17 protein-coding genes are annotated in these 13,768 nt (G+C 48.2%); 4 read left to right on the top strand and 13 right to left on the bottom strand.

Annotated elements, in window-relative coordinates:
* Nucleotides 1-72 precede the first annotated feature (72 nt).
* From S7335_RS24740 to S7335_RS24705, 7 genes are all read right to left on the bottom strand, one after another.
* Nucleotides 73-747 (bottom strand): hypothetical protein, encoded by a 675-nt coding sequence (locus tag S7335_RS24740; protein WP_006458775.1) that lies wholly within the window; start codon nucleotides 745-747, stop codon nucleotides 73-75.
* A gap of 8 nt (nucleotides 748-755) precedes the next feature.
* On the bottom strand, nucleotides 756-1,211 hold the full coding sequence (locus tag S7335_RS24735) for a hypothetical protein (protein WP_006458701.1): 456 nt from the start codon (nucleotides 1,209-1,211) through the stop codon (nucleotides 756-758).
* A 611-nt stretch (nucleotides 1,212-1,822) separates the two neighbouring features.
* The gene (locus S7335_RS24725; protein WP_006458861.1) at nucleotides 1,823-2,032 is read right to left on the bottom strand and encodes a hypothetical protein; all 210 of its coding nucleotides are present in this window, start codon (nucleotides 2,030-2,032) and stop codon (nucleotides 1,823-1,825) included.
* 261 nt (nucleotides 2,033-2,293) lie between these two features.
* Nucleotides 2,294-2,800: a hypothetical protein gene (locus tag S7335_RS24720; protein ID WP_006458781.1), complete on the bottom strand. Its 507-nt coding sequence runs from the start codon at nucleotides 2,798-2,800 to the stop codon at nucleotides 2,294-2,296.
* A 61-nt stretch (nucleotides 2,801-2,861) separates the two neighbouring features.
* On the bottom strand, nucleotides 2,862-3,188 hold the full coding sequence (locus tag S7335_RS24715) for a hypothetical protein (protein ID WP_038020304.1): 327 nt from the start codon (nucleotides 3,186-3,188) through the stop codon (nucleotides 2,862-2,864).
* A 59-nt stretch (nucleotides 3,189-3,247) separates the two neighbouring features.
* Nucleotides 3,248-3,931 carry a hypothetical protein gene (locus S7335_RS24710; protein WP_006458770.1) on the bottom strand — a complete coding sequence of 228 codons (684 nt, stop codon included), beginning with the start codon at nucleotides 3,929-3,931 and terminating at the stop codon, nucleotides 3,248-3,250.
* On the bottom strand, nucleotides 3,931-4,119 hold the full coding sequence (locus S7335_RS24705) for a hypothetical protein (RefSeq protein WP_006458787.1): 189 nt from the start codon (nucleotides 4,117-4,119) through the stop codon (nucleotides 3,931-3,933). The genes S7335_RS24710 and S7335_RS24705 overlap by 1 nt, the downstream gene beginning before the upstream one ends.
* Before the next feature lie 200 nt (nucleotides 4,120-4,319).
* Here S7335_RS24705 and S7335_RS24700 point away from each other — a divergent pair, with 200 nt between their 5' ends.
* A complete protein-coding gene (locus S7335_RS24700; protein ID WP_006458738.1) occupies nucleotides 4,320-4,526 on the top strand; it encodes a hypothetical protein in 207 nt (68 codons plus the stop codon).
* A gap of 272 nt (nucleotides 4,527-4,798) precedes the next feature.
* Complete coding sequence (locus tag S7335_RS24695) at nucleotides 4,799-5,881, top strand: RRXRR domain-containing protein (protein ID WP_006458827.1); 1,083 nt, start codon at nucleotides 4,799-4,801, stop codon at nucleotides 5,879-5,881.
* 61 nt (nucleotides 5,882-5,942) lie between these two features.
* On the opposite strand, the gene S7335_RS24690 is transcribed toward S7335_RS24695, so the two are convergent.
* Complete coding sequence (locus tag S7335_RS24690) at nucleotides 5,943-6,266, bottom strand: hypothetical protein (protein ID WP_006458732.1); 324 nt, start codon at nucleotides 6,264-6,266, stop codon at nucleotides 5,943-5,945.
* Between the two features lie 391 nt (nucleotides 6,267-6,657).
* Between S7335_RS24690 and S7335_RS24680 the strand changes: the two genes are divergently transcribed.
* A complete protein-coding gene (locus tag S7335_RS24680) occupies nucleotides 6,658-8,382 on the top strand; it encodes a hypothetical protein (protein WP_006458872.1) in 1,725 nt (574 codons plus the stop codon).
* 223 nt (nucleotides 8,383-8,605) lie between these two features.
* On the opposite strand, the gene S7335_RS24675 is transcribed toward S7335_RS24680, so the two are convergent.
* The 3 genes from S7335_RS24675 to S7335_RS24665 all read right to left on the bottom strand — a co-directional run bounded on the left by S7335_RS24675 (nucleotide 8,606) and on the right by S7335_RS24665 (nucleotide 10,604).
* A complete protein-coding gene (locus tag S7335_RS24675; protein WP_006458714.1) occupies nucleotides 8,606-9,073 on the bottom strand; it encodes a hypothetical protein in 468 nt (155 codons plus the stop codon).
* 254 nt (nucleotides 9,074-9,327) lie between these two features.
* On the bottom strand, nucleotides 9,328-9,591 hold the full coding sequence (locus tag S7335_RS28245; protein ID WP_157620756.1) for a hypothetical protein: 264 nt from the start codon (nucleotides 9,589-9,591) through the stop codon (nucleotides 9,328-9,330).
* Between the two features lie 239 nt (nucleotides 9,592-9,830).
* Nucleotides 9,831-10,604: a hypothetical protein gene (locus S7335_RS24665; protein ID WP_006458754.1), complete on the bottom strand. Its 774-nt coding sequence runs from the start codon at nucleotides 10,602-10,604 to the stop codon at nucleotides 9,831-9,833.
* Nucleotides 10,605-10,912: 308 nt separating this feature from the next.
* Between S7335_RS24665 and S7335_RS24660 the strand changes: the two genes are divergently transcribed.
* Entirely contained in the window at nucleotides 10,913-12,190 is a 1,278-nt protein-coding gene (locus S7335_RS24660; protein WP_038020296.1) for a Y-family DNA polymerase, read from the top strand.
* Between the two features lie 77 nt (nucleotides 12,191-12,267).
* Here the strand turns inward: S7335_RS24660 and S7335_RS24655 are convergent, their stop codons facing one another.
* A complete protein-coding gene (locus S7335_RS24655; RefSeq protein ID WP_038020293.1) occupies nucleotides 12,268-12,651 on the bottom strand; it encodes a hypothetical protein in 384 nt (127 codons plus the stop codon).
* Nucleotides 12,638-13,414: a pentapeptide repeat-containing protein gene (locus S7335_RS24650; protein ID WP_006458786.1), complete on the bottom strand. Its 777-nt coding sequence runs from the start codon at nucleotides 13,412-13,414 to the stop codon at nucleotides 12,638-12,640. The genes S7335_RS24655 and S7335_RS24650 overlap by 14 nt, the downstream gene beginning before the upstream one ends.
* Nucleotides 13,415-13,768: the final 354 nt, after the last annotated feature.

The following is a 13,768-nucleotide window of genomic DNA, read 5'->3' as shown; positions in this document are numbered from 1 at the left end:
TCCGCAAATAACTTTTATAGGCGATCGCCTATCTGAAGTTTGGATCTAATCTTTTCTATCAGACCTCGGAAATCACTGAGGACTACGACCCCAAATAAACATATTTATCAAATACGTAAGCGCAGTCATAGCAAATATTATATTTTGTGTTTGTATCCACAGGTATATTGACAAGATAAAAAGCACCACGGAAAGAATGAAGAAGAATCCTGTGAGGCTAACAGGGGGGGAGAAAGCGGCGGTAAAAGCGAGCAAACGTCGTACAGCTGGTTTGGCATAGAATACGAGAGTTCTAGCCCAGAAGCGTCGAGGGGGCTCATGTCCCGGCAGCAAAACGTACAATATGTGATCGCCATCCCATTCAACGTCTGGCTTTTCGTATCCGTCGCTTTCAAGGGCGAATAGCGCAGAGGATAGTCCAGGGCGATCAATGAAGCACCGTAAACCTTTATCAACTAAGTCCCACACGAAATCCTGGAAAATCTCACTCTCAACATCAGTGTTGAGAGGTCTTCGCAATGGATTGTTTTTTTTAATTTCAGAGGTATGCAGTGGCATCAGAGCAACACTATCGTATCGGCCATCAGTCGCTGCTTCTCTAAGCTTTGGTTTTAGCTGCCTAGTCGCGGCTTCACAGCGCTGCCTGTACTCGGACTCGTTAGGGTTCGCAGGGGGTAAAATCGGCTTATTAGACGCCGCCGATAATTCGACTAGTTCAACTAAGAAGTCCTCGTCTTTGTCAGCCATTTCCAGTTCTACTCACTCAAGACTTCCTGTTGATATCCTCTTTCAATCCACTCACTTGGCTCTGACTGAAGCTTCTTTTCCCAAGGAAGCAGCACAAGCCATATGAAGACCAAGAATACAACTGTGACCCCACAAAGATAGCGCATACCTTTTTTGTGTTCTTGAGCTTCTTCCGCAAGTTCTGAAGGACTTGGCAGTTCATCTACAAATAGTATGCGATACGCACATCCACCAACGTTGGCAGCTTCTTTCGATTGATTATAATCGATCTCCGCAAAGCAAACCCTATCAGCCCAGCTTCGGTACTCCCAGGAAGTGTAGTACTTTCTTCCGTTATCTCGATAGAAGAACACTTCCCTTGTCCTATAGTTTGCTCTCAGAACACCTGGCACCAAACCTTCAGGAATAGGTTGTAACTGCTCTGAATTGAGTGTCAACAGAGAATCTTTAGTGAAAGATTGCATACCAAATTGCTACTACTAAGCGGGACTGGCAGAAACAAAGCTTTTCTTTCTAAGTAATCCCATTTTAACAGAATAGAAGTATAGTCAATATCTCTCATATTCCACAATAATAGGAGCGAAGAGTCCTACTATCGCAATCAAGAATGACAACGGGACTGGGAAATTAAATAGAGGGACTAGTATAAACCCATTAAGCCCAAGAACCATGTACACGGCATACCTGCCTAACCGAGGCAAACGCGGGATGTAAAGAAGTCCTATCACTCCAGCAAAAAATACGTTCGCGTACAACAAATAGACAATTACCTGGTTTTCCATTGCAGTAGATAGAAATTCGGCATGTGAATCTAGGAAAGCCATAAAGATATCCTGCAAATTGTTTTTACTAAACCTTCTGGGAAAGCTACATTCATCTTTCCAAGCTGGATAAATGTAGCAGGTTCAAGGCAATTGCATGGTTTCCCGACTAGATATTGGTACTACCTTGTCAGGCTGCGGAGACTGATTAATCGGTTTCTAGCGAGTTAGACTTTTGTTCCTGCCAGCAATTGCATTGTTCGCTTAGCGCCGAAGATGGAATACTAATAATAATAATAACTACCGGGTAGTTATTAGTCAACTTTTTTATTTTTATAGGGTGGGACTTCTATCTCTTTGCCAACTAACATCATTGCTATCGCCCCGAAGTACTCTTTCCAGCGAACTCCATTTCCGCTGATGTATCCTCTGGCTACGGCATCCGCTCTTAATATTTGATAGTGTTCGACTAAAATACTGAAGTCAACGCGCTGCGTATTCTCTCGCGGTCTTCCTCTTCCCACACCTTCTGCCTGCCATAACTACCCGCTAGCTTACCATCTGCACAGCAGGAGCTTAGCCGGTTAGCTCTTTACAATCCCGCTTAGGATTAAGTCAATGCCATCAGGTAACTGTGTTTCGCATAGATACGCTTCCGATAGCTGGGCTATGCTGGTTTTTTTGGCTCCGCTAGGGTTGGCTCCGCTGAGGTTTGCTGTATCTAAGTTAGCCTCCCACAGTACCGTCTAATTGGCTTTAGCGCGATCGCTTCTCTCCAAAAGAAATTACTTACTGCCCATAGCAGGACGAGAACTATTGTCAGGTAAAAGCCTTTCACCTAAATGCAGAGCTACAGAAAGGAACACTACAAGCCCCAAAGTCACCGCCACAAGCATGATGAATCCTTTCGCTTTCCGAAATGAGCCTGTAGTTGAATTTGCAAATGCTTTCTTATGCTTGAGATTAAAATTATCTACCAGCGGTTCGATATCAACAAGAATATATTGATTATGACTGGTCTTTTCGGCCATCTCCGTTCCAGACCAAGAAGACCATCTTTCGATTTCCCATCCGCTTTCAGCTAGCTCGTCAGAAATGATTTTTTCAATAGCAAGCCACTTTGGTTTGGGGAGAACAATTTTAGCACGTACATAATGGGACTCATCGCGCCATTCGTCCAATGCCTTGGCTATAAACTTGCGAGCGATCGCGCAAGCAGCTTCGATTTCTTCGACTGTTAGATCCATGCCTAGATTCCTCTGATGAATCTCAAGCGGCGTTTTGAATTCCACAACGGTAGCTCCTTTATGAGAATGAATAAGGGGTAGCAGGTGGGACCAATTTGTCTACAAACTAGCTAAGAGATTTCTGTAGATTCGCAAGCTCGTGAAAGTGTTCAGCAGCAGGATCTTTAGCCAGCATCTCACTTAACCGAAGTGCCACGGATTGGTATAACGCTAACTGATTAGCATCCTTGCTACGTTCAAGCCCATCGAAGGTCATGACATTCTCTGGATGAGTTAACTCGTACACTTGCAGCGCCAACTGTGGGCTGTTACGGTACGGTCTCCAGCGTGGATCTTCCAGATAGGTGCTACGCTGTTTTTTCGCTTCGTGAATCAGTGGATAGCTGGAGCGTCGGCGATCGCGCCGACGCTTCGATGGCAAGGGGTTGGGCATGGTTTATTTAGTGATTGTGGTACCAACAAACTGGTTGATCGTCGCGCAATGTTGTCTCTTCATCCCTGCGTTAAATCGAGCTTCAAGCCTCGATAAATCGCAGCCGGAAAGAGGAATAGAGGAGAAAGCGTAATCATCCAGGGTAATACACCTAGATTGAGCGCATTACTGCGAACAAAAAGCACATAACTCAACAATGCACAGATTGTGATGCCTAGCAGCATCAAAACTGGTCCCCTCAGATGAAAAGCAACATTTCTCATCCAATAGCGTCGTGGTGGTTCGCAACTTGGCAATAAGACATACAAAGTCCATACTACCTTTTGCTTTTCCTCCAGCTCCTGCATATGATAGTGCTTCCAGCCCAGCTCCGGCATCAATCCCAGAAAGTTTGTCAGTGCAGAGGAAGTGAGCCCTGGCCTATCGATAAAGCATTTAAAGCCCCGATCAGCTAGATTCCATACAAAGCCCTGGAAGGTTTCGTTGCGTACCAGAGTGTTATGAGGCCGTGTCAAAATATAAGGCGCTTCTAAATCAGAAGCAAACAAAGGAAGTACAGCAACACATCCATACTTAGGATTCGATGCCGCCGTCAACAGCCTTTCTCCTACGTTGTGCTCAGCTATTTGGCAACGCTGATTCATAGATTGAGAGAGGTGTGCTTCTCGGACTTTCTCTATTAATGTAGAATCTAGATATTGCTCAGTCACTTTAATTAAAAAATCCATATCTTGATCCGTCATTAATTCTCTTCCGCCTCACAAATATTGGTATCAACGTACTTGACTTCTCTTAGCACTTTGGGTTCTAAGTACTTCAGTGCCCTTTCACACCGAAGCGACATGAATCCTTCCCCTTGAATAGGGCGATCGCTATCTCCAGATAAACGTATAATTCGCTCATACAGAGTTGCCTTCGTTTGTAAGGTCATTGCAAATTCCTTGATGATTGTTGTGGCCCTAATTGCAGGGACTTATTCATCTCATCCAAATATAGCGATGGTTATACTTGCTGTCAACAGGTTTTTATAGGTTGGTTTTCGTTGTCTAAAAACGACTAGCGTTCTTCACTGATTTTGCTTGGACAATGATATGCGCCTATAGTGGCATTGTCGAAGGATGTAGGTGTTCTATGGGCGTTCGAGGACCACAAAAATCGAAAGGCGCGTTGAGGCGTAACGGCTGGCGGCCATCATGCACACTACCGCCAGCCTACAAGAATTTGGTGGGTCTCATTCTCAAACGAAGCGAGTTCAAGGATAAAACAACTGGCGATGTTTTCTGTGCAGCACTTAGGGAGATTGCTAGCGAAGAAGAATTGAAAGAGGTTGATCTTTGACGAACCCATCTGACAAAAGCATCCTTCTTATGATTAATCCCTATCTCTACTGACTGTCAGTGACCCCCGACTAAAGTGCGGGGGCTTGTTTAGGCCAATCTAAACGTAGTACTGACTAGAGCGCTGAGCCAATAACTGCTACGTACCTCCGAGTACTTCTCTAGCTCGGACTACCTACAAGCCTCATTGGAAGAGGCGTTGCGTAATGGCAAGCCATGTTGTTATTGGTGCTCGAAGAGACGACAAACTAGGGGTTATACCCATTACTAATTATGCGAATTCCAGTTCTAGATCCAGACGGTAAACCACTGATGCCCACAACGCCCCAACGGGCGCGACGCTGGGTAGAAAGTGGCAAAGCCGTTGGCCAATGGTCGAAGCTAGGCGTTTGGTACGTTCAGCTAGTCGCTGAACCATCTGGGCGTGAGGCGCAAGGCATTGCAGTTGGCGTAGACCCTGGCAAGCTGTACAGCGGCGTTGGGGTGCAGTCGGCGCAGGCAACTTTGCTCAAAGGTCATCTTGTTCTACCGTTCAAGCGGGTAAAGGAACGGATGGAGTTTCGGGCAATGATGCGGCGCGGGCGGCGCGGGCGGCGAATAAATCGTAAGGTCGCCTTCGACCAGCGAGCACACCGACAGTCGCGGTTTTCCAATCGTAAGTCACGCAAAGTACCGCCCTCTATCCGCGCTAACCGGCAGTTAGAGCTACGTGTTTTGCGTGAGTTGTTCAAGCTGTTTCCTATCAGTTCTATCGTCTACGAATACGTTAAGGCGAGTGGCAATAAAGGATTTAGCCCTGTAATGGTGGGCCAACGCTGGATGCTAGAGCAACTAGCCGTCTTCGGCGTCCCTGTCGTCACTCGCTATGGCTGGGAGACTGCCAATATGCGCAGGCATCTTTGTTTAGAAAAGTCGCGCAATAAGGCAGAGCAATCGCCGGATTCCCACGCTGTCGATGGCGTTGCCCTAGCTGCTACGCAATTTACGGCTTACCGCAAAGTCCATCGCATTGATGCAGACGGTGGCGATTGGTTTGGGTCAGTCGTTGTTACTGATTCAGAGTTTTGCATCATTCGTCGCCCGCTGGTTAGTCGCCGTCAGCTTCATTTGGCGGTGCCTGCAAAGGGTGGCAATCGGCGCAAGTATGGCGGCACAACAACGCGGCACGGGGTACGCAAAGGCGATTTTGTTAAAGCATTTAAGAAAGGAGAAGTCTTCTATGGATGGGTTGGTGGCGATACCAAAAGTCATGTCTCGCTATCAAACAAAGACTGGAAAAGGATCGGATACTTCTCTCCAAAGAAAATTCAGCCTCTCCATCGATCAACTGGACTACTGGCGGCTAAAGCCGCTTGAGTCGTTTTCCACCCCCGACTGAAGTACGGCGGTTGCCAACTTACCAGATACTTTCATGCTATTAGACCCGTAGAACCACGAAGCTGCGAATGAAGGCCGCGTTGCACTCAGCTTCACTTGCCGAGAAGGTCTTCGCGTACCACGCTTGGCTGACGGCCCAAGCAGGCGGCTCTCCTTTCATAGGTGGTAAATTCGTTGCTTCCCACCTATCGTTTGAAATCCGATAGACTTGTGTTCCTGTAATTTCTACGCTTTGAGCTAGAAAAGGCTGTTTTGGCTCCTTAGTACTCGCTAAGCATGAAATCACTAAAGGGGTTTTCCCAGTTCCGTCGGTAAAGGTTCCAACAATCCTGTACGTTTCGCCAGCATAGTTATACTCACTCATCGTTAAATCTACACTCTTTCATCGTTAAATCCACAAAAGTCTGTCAGTTTTAGCAGGCCCGCCTACATATACAAATGAACAAGATCACTGCCGCACCTAGTAAAATAAATGGTGAATACGCCAAAATCATTCTTATCCAAATCGAAGGAAGGATAAGTAAGAAAACTGTTAAGCCTGTGAGAAATACACACGCAAAAATTCCTGGGCTCAGTGAAGATAGGGGCCAAAAAATCCGCTTCCCGATCACAATAACCGCATCAACTGGCAGCGCTACTAGATAAAGCGCTTCCCAATTGCGTTGTTTGGCACCTTCTATCTCACGGTTCGCTGAAAAATATAGGAGAATGATAAATAGCTCAATTCCTGTCTAGCCCTGCATTCTAGCTAAGCGATGGCCGAATTAATCAGTAACGAACGCGTCGATGATATCCCGCTGTTGTTAAGCCAGATGCAAAAAGTGGGACTCAGCGAGCTAGTCGATGAGTACTTTGAGACCCACGGTAACTGGAAAGGGCTGAGTCTGGGCAAAGTGGTGATGGGTTGGTTGTCCTATATTCTTTCGCAAGGAGACCATCGACTCAATCAAGTAGAAGCCTGGGCATCAGGGTTAGGTCACACCTTAGCAACCTGCTTGGATGTGTCAGTGCGGCCCTTAGATTTCAGTGATGACCACCTGGCAACGGTGCTAGACGAATTGAGTGACGACTTAGCCTGGGAAGGTTTCGAGGGTGCGTTGAATCGACAAACGGTGCGGGTCTATGACTTGAGTGTAGAGACGGTGCGGCTGGATACAACAACTGCCAGCAGCTACCGAGCACCGACGCCAGACGGGTTATTTCAGTTTGGACACAGCAAAGATTATCGGCCTGATTTACCGCAAGTGAAGATATCGCAAGCGGCCTTGGATCCCTTAGGACTGCCTGTCAGCACAACCGTGGTGAGTGGCAACCGAGCGGATGACCCGTTGTATGTGCCCGAGATTCAACAGGTTCAGCAGCATCTGGGCATGAGCGGCTTGTTATATGTGGGCGACAGTAAGATGTCGGCAATAGAAACCCGTGGCTATTTAGCGAAGAGCGAAAACCACTATCTATGCCCCTTGCCAGCAGTGCAGGTATCTACTGACGGCTTAGCCGAGTTGCTCGCGCCAGTCTTTCGCGGTGAGCAAAGACTTGACTCGGTCGCTGCTCCTGAAGTCACCGCTAGTGACAGCAGCGGTGCAGAGAGAGCTACTGAGACGGTGCCTGAGATGATTGCAGAAGGATTTGCCTTCACGGTGCCGCAATCGTTGGGGACACGAAGCGACAGGTTCACCTGGCGCGAGCAGTGGTTAGTAGTGCGCTCCTTTAAGCATCAGCAACGTCAGCAAAGGGGGCTAGAGCAGCGCCTAGAGAAGACGATTGAGGCACTTGCTAAACTGAACCTCACGGGCCGAGGACACAAACGGCGTTCAGTCGATGACACCATAGCCGCTGCCGAGCGAATCCTCAAACGCTATCGGGTCGAATCGTTGTTGCAGATGACCTACGAAATTACGAGCGAAACCATTCGCAAACGCGCCTATCGAGAGCAGCCTGCGCGCATCCGCACAGAAGCCACCGTCCAGCTCAAGGCAACGCTCGACCCAAACGCCTACCAGCAGGCACAACAGCTACTCGGATGGCGGGTCTATGTCTCCAACGACTTGTCATTGTCGCTATCCGCAGCCGTCTATGGCTATCGCAACGAGTATCTCATTGAGCGATGCTTTGGCCGCTACAAGGGTAAAGCGCTCGGCTTAACACCTATCTTTTTAGCCACTGACCAGCGAGTCAAGGGCTTGATTCGACTGTTGAGTCTTGGCTTGCGTGTGCTTTGTTTACTCGAATTTTCAGTTCGCTCTGAACTGGATTCAACCCGACATGAGCTGCCTGGACTCTATGCTGGCAATCCGAAACGGGCCACTGCCAAACCCACTGCTGAGCTGCTATTGCGAGCTTTTCGCGGCATTACTCTCACGGTGATGAAGATTAACGGCTCGCTTCAATATTTTCTCTCTGACCTATCTGAACGACAGCAGCGCATTTTGCAGTTGTTGGGGACTGCGGACGATATCTATCTCTCTCTTTCCGGATAATTTATTCAACCTTGTCTAATTTTGAGCGAACCGTGAGTCTATCCCCAAAAGAACTCTACCTGGCAGCGATCGCTTCAGCACCTTTTTCCGGGCTAATTTCTCGTAGTGGCAGGGAAGCACTTTCATACTCTATATAGGATGCGAAAATACACGAAAAGGAATGCTACAACACCTCAGCGTGTCAATGTGCATCATATGATCGCTTTAGTAGCGATCGCATTGCTCATGCCAAACATCTGTCAGCAATACGGTCACCAAATTCTTTTTTGATCAATCCTAACTCCCGAGAGCGCCAAGCTTGTGCTTTGGGCAAAGCTCTCTCACGGGTCGTCTCATGAACCCAAAACAACTCGGCCTCTCCATCGCCATAATTTGATGGTGAGCCACCGGTACTCCAGCTACCATCAGGAAACCGTACGACTAACCACCGGTCTCCACGACTAGATGGGTTCACTACCGTGGGCTCCGAACAAAGCTGGCACCAAGCTAAATGAACATTAACAGCCATAGTCCATTGACCAAGATCTTCGATAGCTAGTCCTTTTTTCTCCAAAGCCTTCAGCCTTTTAGGAATCTCGACGGCATACCTTGAAATATCTTTAAAAGTGTTACCTGTAGCGATCTGGTCCAGTACTCGCCTTTCAGTTTGAGAAAGATTCTTTATCTGTTCACCTATAGATTGATTATGCATTTGTCTAACCTGTTGTTAGGAGCTTGAAAAGAAATATATAATCACACTTTATACGAGAAACCACCTTGTATTGCCACCATTCCGGCCTATAGTGGATGCAAAAAATTGGGTTCTATATAGTCTATATAGAATGCGAAATAACGAAGGAGCGATCGCCCTGTGCTCAACGTTTAAAAGAAGTTGCTCAGGATCATCAAACACCTTTGATCTTCAAGGCGCAGGTCTTCAAATCATCTAACTTTAGCAACTGCCGATCATTGGTCAAGAGTACTGCATCTGCGACTGAAGCACTGGCTACCACAATGGCGTCCGGCGTCTTTAGCCGATGCCGACGGCGTTGGATAATCGTCTGCTGGCTCGGCTTGCATGAAGGCATCTCGCGCTTCGTACAGTAGCGGCCCACTCGCCTTCAACTCTCGGTAGGCCAGCGGCGTAATCTCGCGCCAGCACCACTTACTAACGGCCCAATCTTGATCTATCTGTGGGTGCGGCCATTCAAACACCTGGGCTACATACATTCAACTAAACCACGTAACTCATTTATGGTGCCCATCGCGCTCCACAGGAAGACAACAGCAATAGCAAAAACAATCATTGAATGAGGCACTCCACTCAATAGATTTATTCGTGTCGCTTTTGTTGGAGTAGTTAAAGTAACACGAATGACTGTTGGAAGATGGGACGCAGAGATGGGGTTCGTCAACCCAGATAAGGACTACGAATACTGATGGTGAAAGTCTTGTCACTGCTACCTGCATCAGCTAATAGGGAATAGAGCCAAAAACTCTTCTACAACTTGCTGAGGTCTAGCTATGCACTCCTGAGCAGGAAAGCGTACGGTCGGAATCTGCTCTTTTAGCAAGGCACGTTCTTTGGCATAGTCTCGAAACGCATACTCGCTCTGCTGGTGTTGTCGGCCATCGACTTCCAAGCAGATGCATTGGCCATCTCTGAATACCAAAAAGTCAGCTTCTAGTCGCTCGACCATACCGTGAGCATCCCTTGTCACGGGCAATCCCTTGAGAGAGGCCATACCCTGACTATTGGCAAAGAATAAGACTTCCTTTGTTTGCAACGCTTTAGCGATCGCCAGCTCAGCTTTGGAGCGAAAGTACATCCCACTCCAACAGAGAGAGGGGACCCCTTGATTGGTGTGTCTCGCTTCTTCCTGTCGGCTTTGGGTGCCAACGGCTAAGGCTTTAGCGTTAGCGGCTCGTTCAACAATCTCTCGCAGTGAGTCATCGAAAAATAACCGCCACCAGTGCTGTGAGCCACGCCCATCTCGCTGATCTGCATAAGCGAGATGCAACTTTTCGTTTATCTCTAGATAGAGGCCGAGTCGAGTACGGCTAGCTAGTGAAGCATTCAGGCGTTGGCGATTGCGCTTGCCAGCTGCACTCGGAATTAGTGTTTGCAAGCAATCTAGAGTAGCAGACGTTCGCAGCTCTAAGTAGTGAGGGAGCTTACCGCCAATCGGCACCAAAGTGTTACCACGATGCTCTTTTTCTGTTCCTGAGATATCACCTGCCATAGTCAGCCTCTATGGGCGTTTGAGTTGGGCCTATGTCTGTTCAGAGTTCCCAGACGGCAGCGGTTCAGCGCACCCTCATCAAACACCACTTTCTCCGCTCTCTTGATTTCTAGCGGGCGTAGCGATACTCTGAAGTCATAGTTCATATGTACTTATTTCTGATGCATCATGGGAATTATTGTCTTGGTCGCCTTGATCACGACAAGTCCATCGCACCAGCAGTTCTTCCGTGCGGGCAACGAGCTTGGCAACAATATCGACTAACTTAGGTTCACATCATTCGCTCGATGCGCTGAGAGGGTTATTCCATGCCGATCTTCGCCCTTTGTGATTGCAACCAATTCTATGTATCGTGCGAGCGGGTATTCCGGCCTGAGCTAGAGCATCGCGCCTGCGGGGTCTTGTCGAGCAATGACGGATGTTTCATTGCTCGATCGCCAAAGTTGAAAGCGTTAGAGGTGCCGATGGGCGGGCCGTGGCATAAATATAAGAAAATCTGCGCTCAGCACAATGTTGCAGTTTTCTCTTCTAACTACGCACTCTACGGTGATATGTCTCAGCGGGTGATGGCATGTTTAGGCACGTTTACGCCGGATATGGAAGTCTATTCAATCGATGAAGCCTTCTTGCAACTGGATGGCTTTGCTCACCTCGACCTCACTGACTACGGACGCCAGATGCAAAAGAAAGTCCACCAGTGGACGGGTATACCTATCGGTGTAGGCATCGGCCCAACTAAGACGCTGGCTAAGGTTGCTAACTATGTAGCTAAGAAACGAACAACGAGCGGTGTTTTTAACTTGTGTGATCGCACCCTCCAAGATGAGGTGCTTCCTACTATTGCAGTTGGGAATATCTGGGGCATCGGTAGACGGTGGACGCTCAAGCTCAATGCGATTGGTATTGAGACTGCGGCTGACTTGCGAGCCGCTGAACCAAGAACAATTCGACAGGTGTTCAACGTGGTCGCAGAGCGGATCGTTCACGAATTGCGCGGAACGGCTTGTCTGGGATTAGAAGAGATTCAGCCGAAGAAGAACATCATGTGTTCGCGCTCGTTCGGGCGGATGATTGCTGAGAAACATCTGTTGTTGGAGGCGATCGCTGACCACGCCGCTAGAGCAGCCGGAAAGCTACGGAGGCAGGGCAGTCGTTGTGGCGGATTGCAGGTATTCTTGCAAACCAACAGATTCCGTCAGCATGAGGCGCAGTACAGCAATAGCTGCACCTGGTCTTTCACAGTGCCTAGCAGCGATAGTAGGGAAATTATTCATGCGGCCAGGGCATGTATGGCGCAGCTGTATCGGCCTGAGTTTGAGTACCACAAGTGCGGCGTTATGCTGTTCGACCTGGCCCCGGCCACCACCGTACAGGGCAATCTGTTTTGCTCTACCGACCACGAGCAGTCCGATGAACTGATGGCGCTGATGGACTCACTTAACGCCAAGATGGGCAGAGGCACCGTTCGCTTTGCGGCTCAAGGACTAGAGAAGGGCAAGCAGCGAAAGTCTTGGGGAATGCGGCAGCAGTGGCGATCGCCTCGGTACACGACACGGCTCAAGGAGATAGTCAAGGTTAGGTGCTGAAGGTGTTGTTAGCTCGTTTGAGGAACGCGATCGCCTACTTCCGAACAGCCACACCTGCTGCCAAACAGTATTGGCATCTACTGTCTAGGAATTTCAGCATCTAGCTCTGCAAGTGCCGCCTCAAACTCGGTCTGCTCTTGGAGTTCGATCGCATGTAAATCAGCGTGATACTTATGCAGCCACTCCTCAATCTCATGTAGCTCACAGTCGATACTTGGAGTTGGTTTGTAACTCAACTCATAATGAAGTTTCTTTGTTTGCAGTCGCCTGTGTTGATACACTTTCTTGCGGTATTCTCGTTCTTTTGTAGATAGTTTTCTAAAGGAGAAAGGGAATCGCATGACTTTGTTTTCCTCAGACTGGTTGGCAGATTTCGAGCAGCGCATGACGCTGACTTTGATCAAGAGCGGGACGTTTACCCATTTGCTTTGTACCCAAGTAAACTCTTTAGTACAAAACATTAAAAACAACTCTAGAGAATCGATGCTTGGGTTTGTTCTCTTCGCAAAACGCATCCCACCCAAAAATTGCGCCTCTCTGCTTCAGATCTTCCTTTCTCTCATCGGACAACCCTTCACCCTCACCGAATCGAGTATTATCAACCTTTGCTCCTACTAGAGAAACCTGGTTTAGATCAGCCAATTCTAGGACGGCTCCACACAAGTCGCTATTGTTGAGATTGGCTGCTTTGAGATCCGCGCCGAACAAGTCGGCTCCATGCAAATCGGCTTCTCGTAAATCAGCTCCGCGTAGATCCGCTGCGAACAGACTGGCTCCATGCAGGTTAACGCCGCGTAAGTAAGCCTTGTTCGGTTCGGCTCTATCGAGGTTCGCGCCACTGAGATCCGCACCACTCAGGTCGGTCTTGTGTAAGATAGCGCCTTGCATTTTGGCGTCACACAGCTTGGCACTGACTAAAGAAGCGTCCTCTAGGTCGATACAGTACAGAGTTGCATCACTTAGGTCGGCTTCGCGTAAATTAGCACTACTGAGGTTGGCGCTACTCAGATCGGCTTTCCGCAAGTTAGCGCCGCTCAGATTAACGCCTTGTAAATTAGCGTTACGCAACCACAGGTATTTCCCGCCTACCTCTTTGATTCGTTGTAGATACTCGGGATCTCGGCGATCGCCTAACCAATACGGCGGCAGTACCACCTGCCGCCAGTCCGCCACAAGTTGCTCTAGGACAAATAGAAAAGGCGGTTTGGTAGGATTACTAGACATTCAAAATACCTTTTTCATCAGTAACTTCTTTAGACAACTACAACATATCAAGGGAACTGAGATATTAGCTTCTGAACCAGATCGCAATAGTTGACACCAATATACCGGCCATCGCAAAGTTTGAAATAATTATAACTGTAAATTCTTCTACCTTGCCTTCCTGAACCGCTAAGCTGATTCTATTGTCAATGAAAATATATATAGCAAGGAACAGCATCAGTCCAATCGTTACACCGAGAAACGATTCAAGAAACGACAAAACCGAAGTGCGGTTCCAAGGCGAATAGTAGGCGATACTCCGCGCCCAGAAGTACGAGGCTCCACGCAAACTCGGTAGGTGCTACGCATAGAAGA

Origin of the sequence: Synechococcus sp. PCC 7335, assembly GCF_000155595.1 — a bacterium.
In the GTDB taxonomy this organism is placed as follows: Bacteria; Cyanobacteriota; Cyanobacteriia; order Phormidesmidales; family Phormidesmidaceae; genus Phormidesmis.
The sequence above is the reverse complement of the archived record's forward strand: the minus strand, read 5'-3'. Positions and strand labels throughout refer to the sequence as shown.